Annotated in this window: 15 protein-coding genes; 11 read left to right on the forward strand and 4 right to left on the reverse strand. The window is 32.9% G+C overall.

Features of this window, described 5'->3' with window-relative positions; genetic code table 11:
* Positions 1 to 134 precede the first annotated feature (134 nt).
* The 5 genes from FTU95_RS10020 to FTU95_RS10040 all read left to right on the forward strand — a co-directional run bounded on the left by FTU95_RS10020 (position 135) and on the right by FTU95_RS10040 (position 5,907).
* The gene (locus tag FTU95_RS10020; protein WP_180078356.1) at positions 135 to 1,277 is read left to right on the forward strand and encodes an O-antigen ligase; all 1,143 of its coding nucleotides are present in this window, start codon (positions 135 to 137) and stop codon (positions 1,275 to 1,277) included.
* A 2-nt stretch (positions 1,278 to 1,279) separates the two neighbouring features.
* A complete protein-coding gene (locus FTU95_RS10025; RefSeq protein WP_180078359.1) occupies positions 1,280 to 2,146 on the forward strand; it encodes a glycosyltransferase family 2 protein in 867 nt (288 codons plus the stop codon).
* On the forward strand, positions 2,146 to 3,297 hold the full coding sequence (locus FTU95_RS10030) for a glycosyltransferase family 4 protein (protein WP_005173678.1): 1,152 nt from the start codon (positions 2,146 to 2,148) through the stop codon (positions 3,295 to 3,297). The genes FTU95_RS10025 and FTU95_RS10030 overlap by 1 nt, the downstream gene beginning before the upstream one ends.
* An 81-nt stretch (positions 3,298 to 3,378) precedes the next feature.
* Positions 3,379 to 4,332 (forward strand): GNAT family N-acetyltransferase, encoded by a 954-nt coding sequence (locus tag FTU95_RS10035; protein ID WP_159516554.1) that lies wholly within the window; start codon positions 3,379 to 3,381, stop codon positions 4,330 to 4,332.
* Between the two features lie 924 nt (positions 4,333 to 5,256).
* Entirely contained in the window at positions 5,257 to 5,907 is a 651-nt protein-coding gene (locus tag FTU95_RS10040; RefSeq protein ID WP_034609171.1) for a sugar transferase, read from the forward strand.
* Positions 5,908 to 6,442: 535 nt separating this feature from the next.
* On the opposite strand, the gene FTU95_RS10045 is transcribed toward FTU95_RS10040, so the two are convergent.
* The 4 genes from FTU95_RS10045 to FTU95_RS10060 all read right to left on the reverse strand — a co-directional run bounded on the left by FTU95_RS10045 (position 6,443) and on the right by FTU95_RS10060 (position 11,775).
* Entirely contained in the window at positions 6,443 to 7,879 is a 1,437-nt protein-coding gene (locus FTU95_RS10045) for a capsule assembly Wzi family protein (RefSeq protein ID WP_180078361.1), read from the reverse strand.
* Positions 7,880 to 8,024: 145 nt separating this feature from the next.
* Positions 8,025 to 10,208 (reverse strand): polysaccharide biosynthesis tyrosine autokinase, encoded by a 2,184-nt coding sequence (locus FTU95_RS10050; RefSeq protein ID WP_180078364.1) that lies wholly within the window; start codon positions 10,206 to 10,208, stop codon positions 8,025 to 8,027.
* A 35-nt stretch (positions 10,209 to 10,243) separates the two neighbouring features.
* The gene (locus FTU95_RS10055) at positions 10,244 to 10,672 is read right to left on the reverse strand and encodes a low molecular weight protein-tyrosine-phosphatase (RefSeq protein ID WP_180078366.1); all 429 of its coding nucleotides are present in this window, start codon (positions 10,670 to 10,672) and stop codon (positions 10,244 to 10,246) included.
* Positions 10,672 to 11,775, reverse strand: a complete 1,104-nt coding sequence (locus FTU95_RS10060; RefSeq protein ID WP_180078368.1) for a polysaccharide biosynthesis/export family protein — start codon at positions 11,773 to 11,775, stop codon at positions 10,672 to 10,674. Before FTU95_RS10060 ends, FTU95_RS10055 begins: the two co-directional genes overlap by 1 nt.
* 299 nt (positions 11,776 to 12,074) lie before the next feature.
* On the opposite strand from FTU95_RS10060, the gene tviB reads away from it, so the two are divergent.
* From tviB to FTU95_RS10090, 6 genes are read left to right on the forward strand one after another with little or no spacing between them, the layout of a single operon-like run.
* Positions 12,075 to 13,352: a Vi polysaccharide biosynthesis UDP-N-acetylglucosamine C-6 dehydrogenase TviB gene (tviB, locus tag FTU95_RS10065; RefSeq protein WP_180078370.1), complete on the forward strand. Its 1,278-nt coding sequence runs from the start codon at positions 12,075 to 12,077 to the stop codon at positions 13,350 to 13,352.
* A gap of 9 nt (positions 13,353 to 13,361) precedes the next feature.
* A complete protein-coding gene (wecB, locus tag FTU95_RS10070) occupies positions 13,362 to 14,501 on the forward strand; it encodes a non-hydrolyzing UDP-N-acetylglucosamine 2-epimerase (protein WP_180078372.1) in 1,140 nt (379 codons plus the stop codon).
* Between the two features lie 39 nt (positions 14,502 to 14,540).
* Positions 14,541 to 15,266 carry a lipid II flippase family protein gene (locus tag FTU95_RS10075; RefSeq protein ID WP_180078374.1) on the forward strand — a complete coding sequence of 242 codons (726 nt, stop codon included), beginning with the start codon at positions 14,541 to 14,543 and terminating at the stop codon, positions 15,264 to 15,266.
* Positions 15,263 to 16,465 (forward strand): O-antigen ligase, encoded by a 1,203-nt coding sequence (locus tag FTU95_RS10080; protein WP_180078377.1) that lies wholly within the window; start codon positions 15,263 to 15,265, stop codon positions 16,463 to 16,465. The genes FTU95_RS10075 and FTU95_RS10080 overlap by 4 nt, the downstream gene beginning before the upstream one ends.
* A complete protein-coding gene (locus FTU95_RS10085) occupies positions 16,458 to 17,543 on the forward strand; it encodes a glycosyltransferase (RefSeq protein WP_180078378.1) in 1,086 nt (361 codons plus the stop codon). Before FTU95_RS10080 ends, FTU95_RS10085 begins: the two co-directional genes overlap by 8 nt.
* On the forward strand, positions 17,543 to 18,757 hold the full coding sequence (locus tag FTU95_RS10090; RefSeq protein ID WP_180078380.1) for a glycosyltransferase family 4 protein: 1,215 nt from the start codon (positions 17,543 to 17,545) through the stop codon (positions 18,755 to 18,757). Before FTU95_RS10085 ends, FTU95_RS10090 begins: the two co-directional genes overlap by 1 nt.
* The last annotated feature ends 3 nt before the right edge of the window (positions 18,758 to 18,760 follow it).

The following is an 18,760-nucleotide window of genomic DNA, read 5'->3' on the forward strand; positions in this document are numbered from 1 at the left end:
TAAATATTGTTAATTTGAAAAATATATTAATAGTTTTAAAAAATTTAAATAAAAAACAATAATATTAACAATATGAAATATTAATCAGTTCTTTTGCTTTTTTAAAGCATCAGATAATATAAAAGGAATAGGTAATGATTATTTTAAATGAAAGTAATTCAAAAAATAACATTATTTTTTTAAGTGATAGTAATATAAGAGATAAAGTTGTTATATATCTTGTATTGTTTTCATTTTTTTTATCTCAGTTTTATTTTTGGTCCAGTGGGATTCCTCAGTTTAGTCACATCTTTATTATGGGGGCTATTTTATTATTATTTAATAAAAGTTCTTCAATAAATATTGAATACTCTAATATAATTTTATTGTTTGTCGCATATGCAATTTGTATAAATTTTGCCTGGTATTTAATCGTCCTAGATTCCAGTTATATGATGTCAACTATTTACTGGGTCTTCAATTTATTATTCTTTTTATTAATGATGAACCTGAATCAGGTTCAGATTAATTTTTTCCATGAAAAACTATTATTTCTTATTCCTTTCTCCTATGTCATTGAAATTATTATCTGGGCAAGTAACTTAGGTCGTTATGATTTTGACCCACGATACAATGGTCTTTTTAATGATCCTAATCAAATGGCATTTTGGGTGCTCAGTACCTGTGCAATTTATTTATATATTTCTGGAAGCAACTCTAAAAAAATAATCGTTTATTCTTTGGCCTTGTTTTTGATTTTATTGACCATGTCAAGATCTGCTTCAATTGGATTTTTAATGTTAACGTTAGGATTTATTTTTAGTCAAAAAGGAGATTTAAATAAAAGAATATTTGTATTCTTTGGGACCTTGGTTTTTTTTGGTGTTTTAAGCTACTTTTTATATAACATGGGGGTTTTTGATAATGTTGTATTACGATTTATAGAAGGATTAAATCAAAGAGATAGCCAAGTAGAAGGACGCGGTCTTTTTAGTTTCTTTGATTATCCTCAATATTTGATTTTTGGGGCTGGGCAAGGAGCTTACTGGTTATATAACCCCACAGGCAATGAAATTCACTCAACCTGGTTAGGTATCTTATTTTATTATGGAATTGTAGGCATATTCTTATTTTTAATATTTTTATATCAAATATTCAGGAAACTTTCACTTTCAAACAAAATGATATTATTAGGGCCAATGTTATATGGGTTTACCACTTATAGTGCAAGAACGCTTATTTTCTGGTTTTTGTTGGCTACTTTTTTACTATTTTTAAATAATAAGAAGGAAGAATAAATATGTATATTTCTATAGGAATTCCATTTTTTAATGCAGAAAAATACTTGGAAGATGCGATTAAGTCAGTACTGGCTCAAACTTTTCAAAATTGGGAATTGATATTGGTAGATGATGGATCAACAGACCGGTCTTTAGAGATAGCCCAATCATTTGTCGATCCTCGGATTCGTATCATTGCTGATGGATGCAATAGAAGATTACCTTATCGCTTAAATCAAATTATTAATGAAGCACAATATGAGATTATTGCACGTATGGATGCTGATGATTTAATGGCAGTAGACCGGCTGGAAAAACAGATAAAAGTCTTAAATGAAAATCCAGAGATTGATTTAGTGGTAACCAGCTTGTATTCGATTGGAAATAAAAATGAAATTTTAGGGAAAAGAATTTATTCTAATCATCAAATGCAACCCAAAGAAATTTTGCAAGGCCTGACCAATTTATTACATCCTTCACTGCTTGCACGGAAGGCGTGGTGTAAAAGAAATCCCTATCAAGTTAATAACTGTCTAGCGGAAGATTATGAATTATGGCTCTCAGCAGCGATAAAAAATGATTTCAATTATGTGGTTATGCAAGAACCCTTATATTTTTATAGAGAAGTAGAAAATGTAAAAAAAGAAAAAATGATTCGTGGTTATAATACTCAAATTGAAGTGATCAAAAAATATTATAACAATATTATTTCTGATATAGACAAAAATAAGATTGTATTGAAGTTTGAAATAAAAAAAATGATTGTAAAAATATTAAGTTTTTTGAATTTAATGCATATTTTACATAAGCGCAGGATGACCACTGTTTCAGACGAGGATAAAATTTTTTATGCTTCACAATTAGAACTTATAGGACGATTAAAATAATGATAAATAAAAAAATTATTATAATTGGAACCACTGCATATAATCTTTATGGTTTTCGTAAAGATTTCATGTTGTCATGTTTAGCAAAAAATTATCATGTTTATGCTTTCGTGTCTGAATATAGCAATGACTGGTTAGATAAAATAAAAAATCTTGGAGTGACTCCTATTACCTATAAACTTAGCCGTGGTGGGTTAAATCCATTGACTGATCTACGTTCAACTTATCAACTCATACAGAAAATAAAAGAAATTCAACCCGATATTGTATTTTCATATTCAACTAAGCCGGTCATTTATGCAACTTTGGCTGCTTATAAGAATAAAGTTCCTTATGTCTATGGCATGATTGAAGGCTTAGGTTCGCCTTTTACAATGCATAAACATGGTCAAAGTTTGAAAGCTAAATTTATACGCTTTATACAAGTATCTTTATACAGAATTGTATTTCCTTATTTAGATAAAATTATATTCTTAAATCATGATGATCCTAAGGACTTAGTACAACGCTATAATATTTATCATAAAAAAAATGCCATTGAAGTCTTGGGGCCGATAGGCCTTAATTTAAAAGAGTATGCCTACAAAAAATGGGATAATCAAAAAAGTATATCTTTTATTTTTGTAGCTCGATTAATCGCTGAAAAGGGCATATTTGAGTATTTAGAAGCTGCCAGAATAGTTAAAAAACAATATCCTGAAATACTATTTAAAATTATAGGTGGCTTAGATACTGAAAACCTGACAAGTTTAAAACAGGCAGAATTAGACCGATTGATAGAAATAGGGATTATAGAATATGCTGGCTTCGTCACAGATGTTGATCAACGAATACGTAATAGCGCAGTATTTGTATTGCCATCCTATCGTGAAGGTATGCCTCGCAGCACACAAGAAGCGATGGCTATAGGACGCCCAGTGATTACCACTGATGTTCCAGGCTGTAATGAGACTGTAGTAGATGGGGTGACTGGTTTTCTTATTCCAAAATGGGATATAGCCGCATTAGTGGAAAAAATGATTTATTTTATAGAGCATCCTGAACAAGTAAATAAGATGGGATATCAAGGATTTTTATATGCTAAAAAAAATTTTAATGCAGATTTGATCAATTATAGATTATCCAAAATGCTAGGAATTGATAAGTCTTAAGGTTTTTTTAATAATGATTTTTAAAAATATTATTTAAATTTTATACCTTATAAAAATTTATAATGATAAAAGGAGATTACGGTGAAAGAAGCTGTAAGTTTTCAAATAAAAAAATATGAAGATTCTGATAAAGAGGTATGGAATGAGTTTTTATTAAATTGTAAAAATTATCATTTCATGTTTAATCGGAATTTTATGGACTACCATTCTGATCGATTTGAAGACTTTTCTTTAATGTTTAAAAATGATAAAGATAAAATCGTGGCTTTATTGCCTGGAAATATTAAAGATAATATTTTTTATAGTCATCAAGGCTTAACATTTGGTGGTTTTTTGATTGATAGGGATTGTCGTGCTATTGATATGTTAAGTCTTTTTTCTCAGTTAAAAGGTTTTTTAAAAGAAAATTATATTAAAAAAATTATATATAAATGCATACCTAATATTTATCATCATTATCCTGCTCAAGAGGATTTATATGCTTTATTTCTAAATGAAGCAAGGCTCTATCGTCGGGATATTAGTACTTCTATTAACTTACAGGAAAAAATTTACTATTCAAAATCTAAAAAATGGGCAATCAATAAAGCAAAAAAATCTGGATTAACTTATGAAGAAGTCGAACAGCCAAGCATAGTCTGGGAAGTTATTCGTGAAGTCTTAGGTCAACATCATCATCAAAAGCCAGTTCATAATGAAACGGAAATAGATTTATTAAAAAGTAGATTCCCTAATAACATAAGGGCTTATAAATGTTGTTTTGAAAGTCAGATTGTTGCAGCAGCAGTGACTTTTGAAACTGAGAAAGTAGTCCATTTACAGTATTTAGCCAGTAATGATAAGGGAAGGGAAGAAAGAGCCTTAGATATTCTAATCGATTTTTTAATCAATAAAAATATGCAGTCTACTAAGATATTTGATTTCGGTATCTCAAATGAAAAAGAAGGAAAGTTTTTAAATACAGGACTGATTAATCAAAAAGAAAGTTTTGGTGCTCGTGCGATTGTACATGATTTTTATAGTATAGATATATAGTGACCTAACTCATATAGAAATACCTCCACCTTGAAGCATAAATCAATACTTTATAAGAGGTGATTTTCTGCCTCTTTTTATTTTTTTCTTTAGTGTTTCATACTGATAATAAACGCCATCAACATTCTAAAAATAAAGTAGTTTACTTTTAAAGCTGTCCAATTTTTTTGGATTTATCTCGTAGAAATATCAATAAGATTTTTATATAAATCTTAGATGTCATCTTGAATAAGATTCCTTCTTTTTACTTATCTGGCTTAGACTTGCTTAAAATTAATTAATAAGGTGAATTAATTCACCTTATTTAAAACTATTTTACATTTTGTCACATATTTTTTAGTGTGAGGTGTGTTGTATTTAAAAAATAGATTTTTTTTCAATAAATAGTAACTTTCACAATTATTTATTAAATATATTAAAAGCTCATGAAAAGATATAATTTCTAAAGTGGTTTATTTAATTGAAATTTTCTTAAAGTCTTAATTTCTCAATTAAGTGAAATATCATAGAACCTAGTTGTATGATTTTTTTAATAAAGAAAGATTAATCTATAATAAATTGTTAGTTGATATTTTTTTGATAAATATATTTCTACTTTTAAAAAAATATAATTGTTATGATTGATAAATAGACATATTGAGGTGTTTATTAATGGATCTAAAAAAAGAAAAAAATAAGATCAAAAACGTTGAAGGAAGCAATATTGTAAGGCATAAGCCTTTATTTATTGAAAAAGATAATAGTTTATCAAATAAATATTCTAAAAATATACAGGGGCATAAGAATGGAATAATACAATTTTCCTCAAAGAAGAATGGAGTTAATGAAACAGATAAGAAAAGCTCTTGGCATTATATGGATAAAAAGAATTTTAGTTTAAAAAAATCTTTATTTCCTCATGTTTATTTTTATTCTTTTTCTAATATTTTTACTAAAGAAAAATTATCTAAAAGAATAGTAGATATAGTTATTGCACTAATAGCTTTATTAGTATTGTTTCCAGTTTTTATCATTATGAGCTATAAAGTGCGGAAAAATTTAGGCTCTCCCATTTTCTTTTACCAAGAACGCCCAGGTAAAAATGGTAAATTATTTAAAATGATTAAGTTTCGCTCTATGAGAAATGCGGTAGATAAAGATGGTAATCTTTTACCTGATAAATTTCGTATCACATCATTTGGGCAGAAAATACGTTCAACCAGCTTAGACGAAATGCCTCAACTGATTAATGTTTTAAAAGGGGATATGAGTATTGTTGGGCCTCGCCCTCAAATGAAAGAGTTTCTAGAACATTATACAGATGAACAAATGCGACGCCATGAGGTAAAACCGGGTATGACAGGGCTTGCTCAGGTGAGTGGACGCAACAATTTATCTTGGGAAGAAAAATTTGAATTAGATGTGCAATATGTTGAACAGTATAATATTTGGTTTGATTTTAAAATTATGTTCAAAACTGCTAAGGTAATGCTAAGCCAAGAGGGAATTAATGCTCCTGATCAGGAAGTGGGTGCTGCGCGGTTTTCAAAAAAAAGTATTCATGACACTAGCTTATTTACAAAAGAGGTGAAATAACACCAAGCATGGATAAATAAGACTTTCACGAAAGCTAAATGCGGAGTACTGCAAGATTATATCTAAACTATCAATTTTGAGCATAAGCGAGTATTAGTATAATGCACCTATGCCTTCCAGCTACAGGTATCGAATGAGGTACTAGTGAAAAACTGAATGTTAGATTGACAGTTCTACAAAAAATACTAAGTGTATGACAAGTGGGTTGAGACCAATGTGACATTCAGATTAGAAAATTGATGCTGACGCAAGTGATTAATAAAAGGTATAGTCAGTCCTAAGCTACTGAGCCATATATGAGTTGATAAGTATGGTGATTATTGATCCCTCTCTCATCAGTAGCTGATTTATCAGCGGGCTGGGGTCGATTACTTTTTTAAAGACTGGTTCAGTCGGTGTAGGGTAGCTCGATGCATTACCGGATACTTAATAAAAAAACCAGCAAGTGCTGGTTTTTTTATTTTCAGTTTCATCAGTATTTTGGAAGGTATGGAAAAGTTGTCGCTATCACCCGAACTTGAGTGTTGAATAGGTCTTAATAGGAAAATAAGCCCTTTTCTAAGGGGAATTCGATACCAATTGATACACCGCCATCGTTACCGTATACCTCAGAGTCACCCACCCACCCATTCAGTTTAAGTGGAATGTCTGGGCGTAGATAATGTGTCCAGGTTAGATCTAGTGCTTTTAATTCATCTTGCTGCGGAAACGCCAGATTGGTGGCTCGATTGGATTTATTGAGTTTAGCTAATAATACTCGTGCATTGAGTCGATTTAAAGAATCAAGACGAATATCACCACCTACAGACAGCATTTGGCCATCACCACCCATGGCATGCGCTAGAGGATAGCCATGTTGGTAAAAACCATCTGTATATACACTATGATTATAGGAAATGCCCTGTACCTTGCCATTGGTACGAGTGTCTGCCCATTCGGTATACAGTTGGAAAGGCATATTCTTATAACTTGATGAATAATCGACTCCAGCCAAATACATTTTTTTGGCCGGCAAGCCGCCTGCTTCATCTTCACCGACATATTGTGCATAGATACCCATCGGGACTTGCATGAGGGGATGTAGATTTAAGCGTGCATCAAAACCGGCAATTTGATTTGACGGATTAATGGTATCGCCATATACATTATCTTTACCAATTAATGCATCCCAAAATGAGTCAAAATTTTCAGGTCGTCCTTCACCACCCCATTGAATAGCACGTGATGCACCCAGTTCTAAATAAGGCAAGGGTTGTGCAGTGACACGTAAGCCAATCAGTTTGGTATCAGGCACAGCATCGTAGTCATCCAGTTGTCCAGCAAAAGCTTGATATTGCCAAGGCCCAATCCAGGCCAACCATTTGTTTGCAAAAGCATTCTGTTCGGCACGCTGCATCGTCACGCCATAGACAGGGCGGCTGGCATCACCACGAATTAAACTGCCATCATGTGCAGGACCCCAGTAGGTCGGGATCTGTCCAGCAATCAGCCATTGATTCCATAATTTTCCAGCGATATATGAGCCTTCAAGATTCAGATCTTGATCATTGTCAATCTGTAGGTCTTTTTCTGCATTCATACGAATTCTGGCATCCCAGTTCTCGTTACCCACATTTAACTCGATGCCTGCCTGATATTGTGCTTTGTGCTGATCGCCAAAGGCTTGAGGAATATTCTTTTGATCAGTTTCTGCAAATAAGGATGCTTTAAACAACTGGTTATTGGCATTCAAATGTGACAATACAGTATCAATGACTTTTTGCTGAGTATTATTGCTGATTTTAGCTTGGGCAAGAGCACGTTGAATTTCATCACCACTGATGGGCCAAGTCGACGTGCTCATTTGAATAACACCCTGCTGATTGAGCCAGTTTAAATCGGTGCGTAAGTTTTGGTCATTTAAAACGATTCCTTGTGCAAAGGCGAGGGAAGAACTTAATGCCAAGGTAGCGAGCAGTGTTTTGGATAACATTCTTGTATATTCTCAGGAGTTTTAAACTATAACCACGATAGGTTTTTTAGTTGATTTTTTCAACAACAATCATTTGCAATAAATGTAAGGAAGGATAATTTCACACCCTGCTCAGACAGAGTGTGAAATTTGAGTTTAGAATAGATTAGTCATTATCTTTATGTGCAGTATAGGCATAGGCATAATTATAACCATAACTACCCGCTGCACCTTTTTGTACATCATTCAGAATGACGCCATTGACTTTTACATTGGCCTGTTCAAAACGATTCACCGTAATTTCAAGCTCTTTGATTTGCGTCTGAGCATGACGGGCAATCAATAAATTGACCCCTGCATATTGCGCAATAATAATACCATCAGTCACAGCAAGTACTGGCGGAGTATCAATTAAGATGTGATCAAAATGAGCAGATGCCTGATCCAGGAAAGCCTTGAATTTATCGGTACTTAACAGTTCAGACGGATTGACTGGACTCTTGCCGCGAGTGACAAAGAACAGGTTTTCTACAGTCGAGTTTTGGACAACATCTTCATAACTATTTTGACGATTTAACAGTTCAGCTAGACCCGGTTTGATATCAGCATTGAAATATTTATGTAAATAACCACGACGCATATCACCGTCAATGACGAGTACCCGTTTTCCACCTTGCGCCAAAATGGTTGCAAGGTTAACAGTAATAAAAGATTTCCCAATCTCAGGGGCAGGGCCTGACAGTGCAATCACATTATTGCTGGCATTCATTAAGGCAAAGTGAATTGCGGTGCGCATACTGCGCAGGCTTTCAATCGCAATATCACCGCCGTCTTTAACCGCAAGAATAGGAATATTTTTTTTCTTTTTTAGAAGGTTGATACGACTTTCTTGAATTAAAGAACGCGGTACGGTGGCATACACTGGCAGATCCAGCTCATTTTCAATCTGAGCAGCATCCTTAATGCCTGAACGCATCATATTACGTAACAGTGCTAATAATGTACCGAGGAATCCTCCCAGAAAAATCGACAAAATCAGGATTTGTAATTTCTTCGGTTTAATCGGTTGAATGGGTTCAACTGCAGTATCGACAATACGTACATTGCCAATTTCACCGGCTTTGGCAATACGAAGTTGCTGGTATGAATTCAATAGACCTGTATATAGCTGTTGTTTGACTTCAACTTCACGGAACAATTGTAAGTACTGGCGCTGTAGTTCAGGTAAACGTTTTAAAGTCCCATCTAGCTCTGCAATTTTTTTATTGATTGCAGCGAGTTGTGCATTCATTTGCTGCATCATCGGATGTTCATCCATATATTTGGATGAAGCTTCTGCAACCTGCTGCTCCAGCTGGATTTTTTGTGTCTCTAAAGTAATGCTTTGGGTTAAGTATAATTCCGATTCTTTCGTAACATCCACTGTATTTGCTTGTTGGCGGAAGCGGTTGAATTCACGCTCTGCAACATCAAGCTGTTGTTTTAATTCCGGTAATTGATTTTCTAGGAATTCAAGTGTCTGCGCAGTTTCCGCAGATCGACGTTCAATATTCTGTTGGCTATAAGCAGCTAGAATGGCATTCAGGACTTGAGTAATGTGCTGCGTATCTTCGCCTTGATAGTTAAGCCCTAAGACACCGCTCATCTTGCCTTTTTCAGCCACTGAGTAGTTACTGGTCAAAGACTGCATGGCAGCAGGCAAGCTTTGCTTTCGGATATTATACGTGGCATCGAAACTGTCTTGACTAAAGACACCTACTTTCCAAAGACCGTATTCAGATGAGGATTGACTGATCTGGTTTAGAGGTGCAGAAAAAACCACTTGTTCAGTTTTCTCATCAGTCAGGCTATATTTGCCTTCTTTAAAACTTAAAATTAAGTTTTTATCCTGGAAATATTGCGGGATATCAAACTGGCGAATATCGAAACTATTTCGATTGTCTTTAAACAATACTGATTTTTCTGAATACGTGGTGTCGTATTCATGTTTAGCCATTAACCGATTCCAGAAACTGTCCTCTGTCCCAGATACACGAATATTTAAATTTAAATGGTTAATGACCTCGCCGAGCACCAAACGCGATTTTAAAATTTCAATTTCGGCTTGAGCAGGGGATTTTTGCTCGATCATACTGGATAAATCACCCAATAAAGCAGCTGAAGTCCCTTTACTGTCTTCGACTTGCACCATAGCATCTACTGAATAGGTATCCGGTGTGGTTCTTAAATACAGTAAGGCACAGATCAAACTTAAAATAATGCACAGGGCAATCAGTTTCCATTGTGCAATCAAGGAAAAAAACAATTCCTTTAAGTCAATGGTGTCTTCGGTGTTGGCGGTTTGGCTCATAATTTAAATATCAAAAAGTGAAAATATTAAAAAAATTAAATATATTTTTTCCAGTCAGCAATACAGTCTTGAATTAATTGACAGGTGTCATCAAAAAATGTTTGATCATGCTTATAAGGATCGGCAATATTTTTACTTTGCCAATGCCCCAGTCTAAAGGTTTTACCTTTAGCAAATGGCCAGGTCTGTTCTATATGTTTTTGCTGATTCTGACTCATCACAAGAACTAGGTCAGCTTTTTTAATCAGCTCAGCATTGAGTTTTTTTGCAACATGTGGACTCATGTCAATCCCAAAACGTTGCATGCACAGACTGGCTTTTTCATCGGCTGCATGTCCAACCACACCCGCAATACCCGCAGACTCAATCTGTAAATGCGGATATTGCTGTTTTAAAAAGTATTCTGCCATGGGGCTACGACAAATATTGCCAATACAAACCACTAAAATATGATTGATTTTCATTAATTCCCCAAACGGTCTAAATTATACAAAGCATTTGAGAATGGGATAATCTGGTTGACGACACGCTGCCAGCGCGCCAAGCCAGAGGCATCGATATACACAATATCATTGCTGCGCATCTTAAACTGATTGGCCAGACCAAAATCAGCAATACTGGTCAAGTCCATCTGGTAGACTTCAGTGTGAGTAGTCGTGGGCTGACTACGCACCACATAAACCTTACTGCGACTGGCAGAAAGTGGATTAAGACCGAGACTTTCACCTAAAACATCACTTAAGCTCATGCCTTGATCACGCAATGCTAAAGATTGGTTTTTACCCGACTCACCCATCACATAAATTTTTTGATTTTCACGGTTGTTGACATATAGCGTGTCATTTGGCTGGATCAACAAGTGATGCAGTGAAAGCCCTGCTTTTTCTAGCTCTACGGTATTTAAACTATATGAACGTCCCTGGCGTACTAATGTAATAGAGGCATTATCACCTTGTTGTGCATTCACACCACCTGCCATACCTAAAGCAGTATAAACACTGACAGGTTGGTCACTTAAGTAAAATTGACCGCCCTGCATTACGTTACCTTGTACTGAGTAACGCTGGCCTTGATAAGACAATACTCGCGCAATCACATCTGGGTTTTTCAGGTAACGTGATAATTGGCTGCGTAATTCACGATTGACTTGTGTCAGTGATTTCCCAGCGGCCTTATAACGGCCAATAATGGGAAACTGAATATAACCTTCTGAATCGATTTGGAAACCACTGGCTTGAGCAGCTTGATCATTATTAATACTATTGCTAGGAGAGGTGAGTTCAGGATAAGCCCATAAGTAAATTGATAGAATGTCGCCTGGACTCAGATTGTAGTTACGATGCTGTGTGTTAAACAGATGGGCATATTGTTGTTGAATATTCTGTATAGCAGGCTGAACAGCCAGCATAGAATCTTGAGTGAGTTTTATGACATTGACTGTCGTGCCGAGGTCGGTTTGAAAAACGCCTTCGCTAGGTAAGTCATATGTTTGTAAACCAGAGGTGACTGCACACCCTGTAGTAGCAATGCCACATGCCAATAAAGCAGCTAGTTGAAAGTGTCGCACATGTTTTCCCAAAGATTATTTTTAAATTTTAAAATTGAAGCTATTCTACCCATGTTATTGAACATATACATAGCAATTTGTAAGTATCTTCTGGTTTATGATAAAGCTGAATGGTATTAAAAATGTAAATGATTTTAATAGTTATAAATAAAATAAGTAATTCTTACAAAAAATATACACTATGCTATTTTTTAATAGGATTTGAGCACAAATCATAATAGAAATTTCATGGTTTTCTGCTAGTATGCCTGCCGAAAGATTTAATCTTCATAAGTACAGTACATAAATAAGGCGTTGAAATGCTATCTATTGCAGATTTAAAAATTGCGGTCATTGGGTTAGGTTATGTAGGCTTACCACTTGCGGTTGAATTTGGGAAAAAAGTACCTGTAATTGGTTTTGATATCTATCAGAAAAGAATTGATGAGCTTAAAAGTGGCCAAGACCATACCCTCGAAGTTTCCCCAGAAGAACTCAAACAGGCAAATCAGCTCAGTTATTCAGCAAATTTAGAAGATTTAAAAAGCTGTAACTTTTTTATTGTCACTGTGCCTACCCCTATTGATGAATTTAAACAGCCAGATTTAACGCCACTTGTTAAGGCTTCGACCAGCATTGGTCAGGTGCTTAAAAAAGGCGATGTGGTGGTTTATGAGTCTACGGTCTATCCGGGTGCAACTGAAGAGACCTGTATTCCGGTTCTGGAACAGGTATCAGGCCTGAAGTTCAATCAGGACTTTTTTGCCGGTTATAGTCCGGAGCGAATTAACCCGGGCGATAAATTGCACCGAGTAACCAATATTCTGAAAATTACCTCAGGTTCTACCCCTGAAGTCGCTGAATTTGTTGATCAGGTGTATAACCTGGTGATTGAGGCAGGTACGCATAAAGCGACTAGCATTAAAGTGGCTGAAGCGGCAAAAGTAATTGAAAATACCCAGCGTGATGTCAACATTGCCCTGATTAATGAACTGGCCGTTATCTTTAATAAAATGGGAATTGATACCGAAGCAGTATTGCAGGCTGCCGGTACCAAATGGAATTTCTTGCCATTCCGTCCAGGTTTGGTCGGTGGACACTGTATTGGTGTCGATCCATACTATTTGACGCATAAGGCTCAATCATTGGGTTTACATCCTGAAATTATACTTGCGGCACGTCGTTTAAATGATCGAATGGGGGAATATGTTGCGACACAATTAATTAAAGAAATGGTAAAAAAACGCATTCAAGTAGTTGGCTCAAAAATTTTGGTGATGGGATTAAGTTTTAAAGAGAACTGTCCAGATATACGTAATACTAAAATTGTAGATATGGTTAAAGCTTTAAAAGAATATGAGCTTGATATAGATATCTATGATCCTTGGGTTAATCCTTCAGAAGCAGAATTAGAATATGGTTTAAGGCCTATAAAAGAATTAATTCAAAATAATTATGATGGAATTATTCTAGCTGTAGCTCATGAGCAGTTTAAACAAATGACGGCTAGAGAAATACATACTTTAGGCAAGCCTTTACATGTCTTATATGATTTAAAATATGCATTAAATAAACAAGATAGCTCAATTCGATTATAGGATAATACTGTGAAAAAGAAAGTATTGTTAGTATTTGGTACGAGACCAGAAGCTATTAAGATGGCACCATTAGCTTTAGAGCTAAAAAAAAGAGCTAGTTGTTTTGAAACAAAAGTCTGTGTTACGGGGCAACATAGACAAATGTTAGATCAAGTGCTTGATCTTTTTAGTCTTGTCCCTGATTTTGATTTAAATTTAATGAAAGAAGGACAAACCTTATCTGATATCACCTCTGGTGTATTAAAAGGTTTAGAAAAAGTTTTCGCTGAATGGAAGCCAGATATTGTATTAGTACATGGTGATACTGCAACAACTTTTGCCGCCTCTTTAGCCGCATATTATCATAAAATTCCTGTGGGGCATGTAGAGGCTGGTTTACGTACAGGCGACATTTACTCCCCGTGGCCGGAAGAGGCTAATCGTAGATTAACCGGAGCCTTAACTACATATCATTTTGCACCAACTCAGTCATCTTATAATAATTTAATTAGAGAAAATATAAACCCTAAAAGTATTACTATCACAGGCAATACAGTAATTGATGCCTTGTTAACAGTGAAAAATAAGGTAGAAACAGATCGAGCTATTATTAAACAATTTGAACAGCAATTTGATTTTTTAGATCCAAACAAAAAACTGATTTTAGTAACAGGACATCGTCGTGAGAACTTTGGTCAAGGTTTTTTAAATATTTGTTCAGCTTTAGCTAATATTGCCAAGCAGTATCCTGAGGTTCAAATCGTATATCCTGTTCATTTAAATCCGAATGTACAAAAACCTGTCAACGAATTGCTCTCTGATATTTCTAATGTTCATTTGATTGCGCCTCAGGATTATTTGCCTTTTGTGTACTTAATGAACCGCAGTTATTTAATTTTAACTGATTCTGGGGGTATTCAAGAAGAAGCGCCTTCATTAGGTAAGCCGGTATTAGTGATGCGAGATACCACAGAGCGTCCAGAAGCAGTGGAAGCAGGTACTGTTAAACTAGTTGGAACTAATGCACAACTAATACAACAGTCAGTTATCGAGCTTTTAGAAAATCCAGCTTTATATCAAGTAATGGCAATGGCACACAACCCATATGGGGATGGAAAAGCAGCTAAAAAGATTATAAATATATTAATTGGTGATTTAAGCACAAATTAATTTTTTTCCAAATATGTACTACTGAAGAAATTATATGTAATGAATTTATATTTAATAGTATTAGTGATTTTCCTTTTTTCTAGTATTCATTTTATTGAGTTTCTTAGTTTTTACTCAAGAATTGCAGGTATAAGAACGGATAATCGATTGATTTCTTACTCTTTACAACAAACTGCATTTGTTGGAACAAGATTCTTTTTTATTTTTTTAATGCCAATTTTAGGTTTTATCGTAGATAGTAGAATTGATAAAAATACATACTTGATTATGGTTATTTTTTCACTTGTATTTGCTACAGTAAGCTATTTAATGGCATATATTTTGAGAGAAAAAATTATATTTTTTTTTATTAGTGTTATTGATGAGTATAGTCAAAATACTGGTTATCTTAAATCAATATTAAAGAGTATCTACAATACTTTATATATGAGGGATATACCTAAATATAAGGTAAAAGGTATAATTAATAAAAAAATGGTAATTTTTTCAGCTTTAATTTTTTGCTCCTACAGTATTGCAGTTTTTTTATCTTTTTATTTTGCCTTAGCTTTTTACGAGTTTAGGTCAACAATTAGTCAACTTTCGGGAGTGGTTAATGCTTTTGCTACTTTAGTATTAACTTTATATATAGAACCTCGGATATCAAGATCAATAGATCAAAAATCAGTAAATGCTGAATTTGATGTATATTCACTTTTGTTAGGTCGTTTTTTAGGAGTGGCAATTATTTCACCTGTAATAGTTATGTTAGTAGGTTTAATATGACTGGTCGATTAGATATAAAAAAAAGCCACAATTTTTTTCTATTTATTGTCATATTTTCTTTTTTTATACTACCTAGATTTGTAGGGGGTATACGATTAGAAGAAATTGTTACGGCAGTATATGCTTTTTTTGTATTACCATATTTTATATTATTCTGCTTTGATAGGAAAATTATACCCTGTATTATCTATTTTATTTTTTTAATATTTAGCTTTTTTTTAAGTTTGTATAGTGACATTTTATATTATGATATTCAGTTTTTTAATTGGATATATTTTTCTAAATATTTTTTATTTTTTTCATTTATTTGTTTAGGGTATTATAGTGGGAAATTTGATTCATTTAACAATAGTGCTATAAAAACAATATTATATATATGTTTAGGTCTTAATTTTCTTTGGATGTTATATCAGATTTTTTCAGGAAATCTTGGATCTCTTTTAGGTGCAGATAAAGCTTTTTCATATGGTTTAGCATTAATTGGAGAGGCAGCAGCATTTCAAGTTGGTTCTTTACTAGCTTTATTTTTCTTTATAAGTCTAAGCTTTTCTTATGAAAAAGAAAGTTTAATATTTAAAATTTTAGGATTTTTATTTGTATTTTTTTTAGTTTATGCAATATATTTAACACAGTCTAGGGTAAGTCTATTAGGTATTTTATTGGGACTTATCATATTTATATATGTCAAGACTAATATATTTTATAAATATTTAATTATAAGTTTTTCTATAATTACTATTATATGGTTGTTTAGTATTCTTCAAATTTCTATTTCTAAAAGTGATAATAATAGATTCACTTTAGAAGGAGCTTTAGCTTCATATGAGGCTAGGGGGGGGGATATATGGGCTGAACCAATTGGGATAATAAATGAAAATATTTTTATCGGGCATGGTTTGGGTGCTTTAAGTAATTTTAATAAAAATACAAATGAAATGCATAATTATTATCTTAAGCTTCTTTTAGAAGGGGGGCTTTTTTATCTAATTGTTTTCGTATTATTTTTAATTAGTATTTTTTTCTTAAAAAATAAACAAAATAAATACTTAATTTCAATGAAATTATATTTATTTTATTTATTGCTTTCTGGATTCTTGCAAGATAGTTTTTCTTCAAATAAAGCAGTGATTCCTTTATTTTTTTTAACCGGTTATTTTTTATATTTTATCAAGTTTAAAGGTGTAAGAAAGAATGTATAAGCATATTCTAGTAATTGTTGAAGATTATCCTAGTGAAATTAATGCCTATCCTATGGCGTATGTACATACTAGAAATAAGCTTTATTTAAATGAGAGTGTTGATCTTGAAATTTCAATACTTTCATTTAAAGCCAAAAAATCATATGTATGGGATGGTATTCAGGTTTATTCTGAGAAAGAAATTAAAGAAATAGGTCTTCATAAATTTGACTCCTTTGTTTCGCATGCGCCGAATTTGAAAAATCATGCTAGGTTTTTAAAAATAAATCAAATTAAAAATGTGACTTTTTTTATTCATGGTCATGAAGTCCTAAATGTAAATAATTACTATCCTAAACCTTATAGTTGGGATAAAGAAAAAAATATGTTTTTAAGAAAAATATATGATTATTTTAAGCTTAAGATAATTTCAAAATTTTTTATTAGCAGTAATGATTTTAAGTTTATATTTGTTAGTAACTGGATGAAAGATGAGGCATTAAAAAATTTAAAACTTAATAGCTTGGCTAAAACTTTTATCATTCATAACCCTATTAATGAGAGTTTTTTAATAAATACATATGATAAGGAAAGTAAAAAAAAATACGATTTTATTACTATAAGACCATTAAATGGCTCGAAGTATTGTATTGATGTGGTTTATAAGTTAGCTAAAAAATATCCTGAATTTAAATTTAAAATAATTGGTAAGGGTGACTTTTTTAAACATAATCTTAAATTAGATAATATTGATTGGGATGATAGGTTTTATAAGCCAAATCAGTTGCTTGAAAAGTTAAATGAGGCTAAGGTTGCCTTAATGCCTACTAGACTGGATTCTCAGGGGGTCATGATGTGTGAATTGGCTACTTATGGTATGCCAATAATTACTTCAGATATCCCTATTTGTTATGAAATGTTGGGAGATTATATGCAAGCTTATTTTATTAATAATGAAAATCCAGAATTAATGTTTAAAGATATTATTTTAAATGAAAATTTATTTGTATCTAAAGAGTCAAATCGAAATATTTTATTAAAAAAGTTTAATGTTCAAAAAATTTCTAAACAAGAACTTGATATTATTTTGGATTACTAATGAAGATTATCTATTTGCATCAATATTTTAATACACCCAATATGTCAGGTGGAACACGTTCGTATGAGATGGCAAAACGCTTAGTTGCATCGGGTCATGAAGTGCATATGGTGACATCATGGGTTAAAGATACAGATAAAAAAGAGTGGTTTATAGAAGATATAGATGGAATCAAGGTTCACTGGTTTCCAAATCCCTATAATAATAAAATGTCTTTTAAACAGCGTATACAAGCTTTTTTTCGGTTTGCATATGCTGCAACGAGAAAAGTAAGTGCCATTTCTGCTGATATTATTTTTGCTACTAGCACTCCTCTAACTATTGCTATACCTGCAATATTAGGTGCACGTAAACAAAAGATTCCAATGGTTTTTGAGGTACGTGATTTATGGCCAGAAGTACCTATTGCTATGGGTATTTTAAAAAAACCACATCACATATTTCTAGCAAAAAAATTAGAAAAATGGGCTTATAAAAACTCTGCCCATGTAGTTGCCCTATCTCCTGGTATGAAAGAAGGTGTAGTATCTACTGGATATCCAGATAGTAAAGTTTCGGTGATTCCAAATAGTTGTGATAACTCTTTATTCGAGGTTAAGAGTGAAAAATTTGAACAATTTTTACTAGATAACTCTTGGTTACCTCAAGGGAAAATCATTATTTATACAGGGACTTTTGGTCTTGTAAATGATGTAGGTATAACTATTGAATTAGCTAAAGAGTTAAAAAAACGTAATTCAGATATTAAAATTTTATTAATTGGAGATGGATTTGAATATGATAAGGTTTATAATAAAGCATTAAATGAAAATGTTTTAGATAAGCAGCTTTTTATTCGTAAGCAAGTTCCTAAAAATGAAATACCTTATTACTTAAAATATGCAAGTATGGCTTCAAGTTTTGCAATGGACTTGCCTGCAATTCAAGCTAATTCTGCAAATAAGTTTTTTGATGCGCTTGCTGCAGGAAAACCTATTTTGATTAATTATGGTGGTTGGCAAAAAGATATCTTAGAAGAGAATAAGTGTGGCATTGTGTCTTGGAAAAAAAGTGTAGCTGAAACTGTAAATGAGTTGGAATTTTTTTTACATGATGAAAATATATATAAACAGGCTTGTGATAATGCTAGAAAATTAGCACTCAATGAGTTTTCGCGAGATAATTTATTTAGAGCTTTAGAGGAAATTCTAAATACTTCATTAAATAAGGTTTAATAA

Source organism: Acinetobacter sp. YH12208, assembly GCF_013418055.1.
Taxonomy (GTDB): Bacteria; Pseudomonadota; Gammaproteobacteria; order Pseudomonadales; family Moraxellaceae; genus Acinetobacter; species Acinetobacter pseudolwoffii.

Bases quoted from the DNA above. Each gene is read 5' to 3' on its own strand.
- FTU95_RS10080 (WP_180078377.1), top strand. From the start codon at position 15,263: ATGACTGGTCGATTAGATATAAAAAAAAGCCACAATTTTTTTCTATTT.
- FTU95_RS10090 (WP_180078380.1), top strand. From the start codon at position 17,543: ATGAAGATTATCTATTTGCATCAATATTTTAATACACCCAATATGTCA.
- FTU95_RS10020 (WP_180078356.1), top strand. From the start codon at position 135: ATGATTATTTTAAATGAAAGTAATTCAAAAAATAACATTATTTTTTTA.
- tviB (WP_180078370.1), top strand. From the start codon at position 12,075: ATGCTATCTATTGCAGATTTAAAAATTGCGGTCATTGGGTTAGGTTAT.
- FTU95_RS10025 (WP_180078359.1), top strand. From the start codon at position 1,280: ATGTATATTTCTATAGGAATTCCATTTTTTAATGCAGAAAAATACTTG.
- FTU95_RS10085 (WP_180078378.1), top strand. From the start codon at position 16,458: ATGTATAAGCATATTCTAGTAATTGTTGAAGATTATCCTAGTGAAATT.
- FTU95_RS10075 (WP_180078374.1), top strand. From the start codon at position 14,541: ATGAATTTATATTTAATAGTATTAGTGATTTTCCTTTTTTCTAGTATT.
- FTU95_RS10045 (WP_180078361.1), bottom strand. From the start codon at position 7,879: ATGTTATCCAAAACACTGCTCGCTACCTTGGCATTAAGTTCTTCCCTC.
- FTU95_RS10050 (WP_180078364.1), bottom strand. From the start codon at position 10,208: ATGAGCCAAACCGCCAACACCGAAGACACCATTGACTTAAAGGAATTG.
- FTU95_RS10055 (WP_180078366.1), bottom strand. From the start codon at position 10,672: ATGAAAATCAATCATATTTTAGTGGTTTGTATTGGCAATATTTGTCGT.
- FTU95_RS10030 (WP_005173678.1), top strand. From the start codon at position 2,146: ATGATAAATAAAAAAATTATTATAATTGGAACCACTGCATATAATCTT.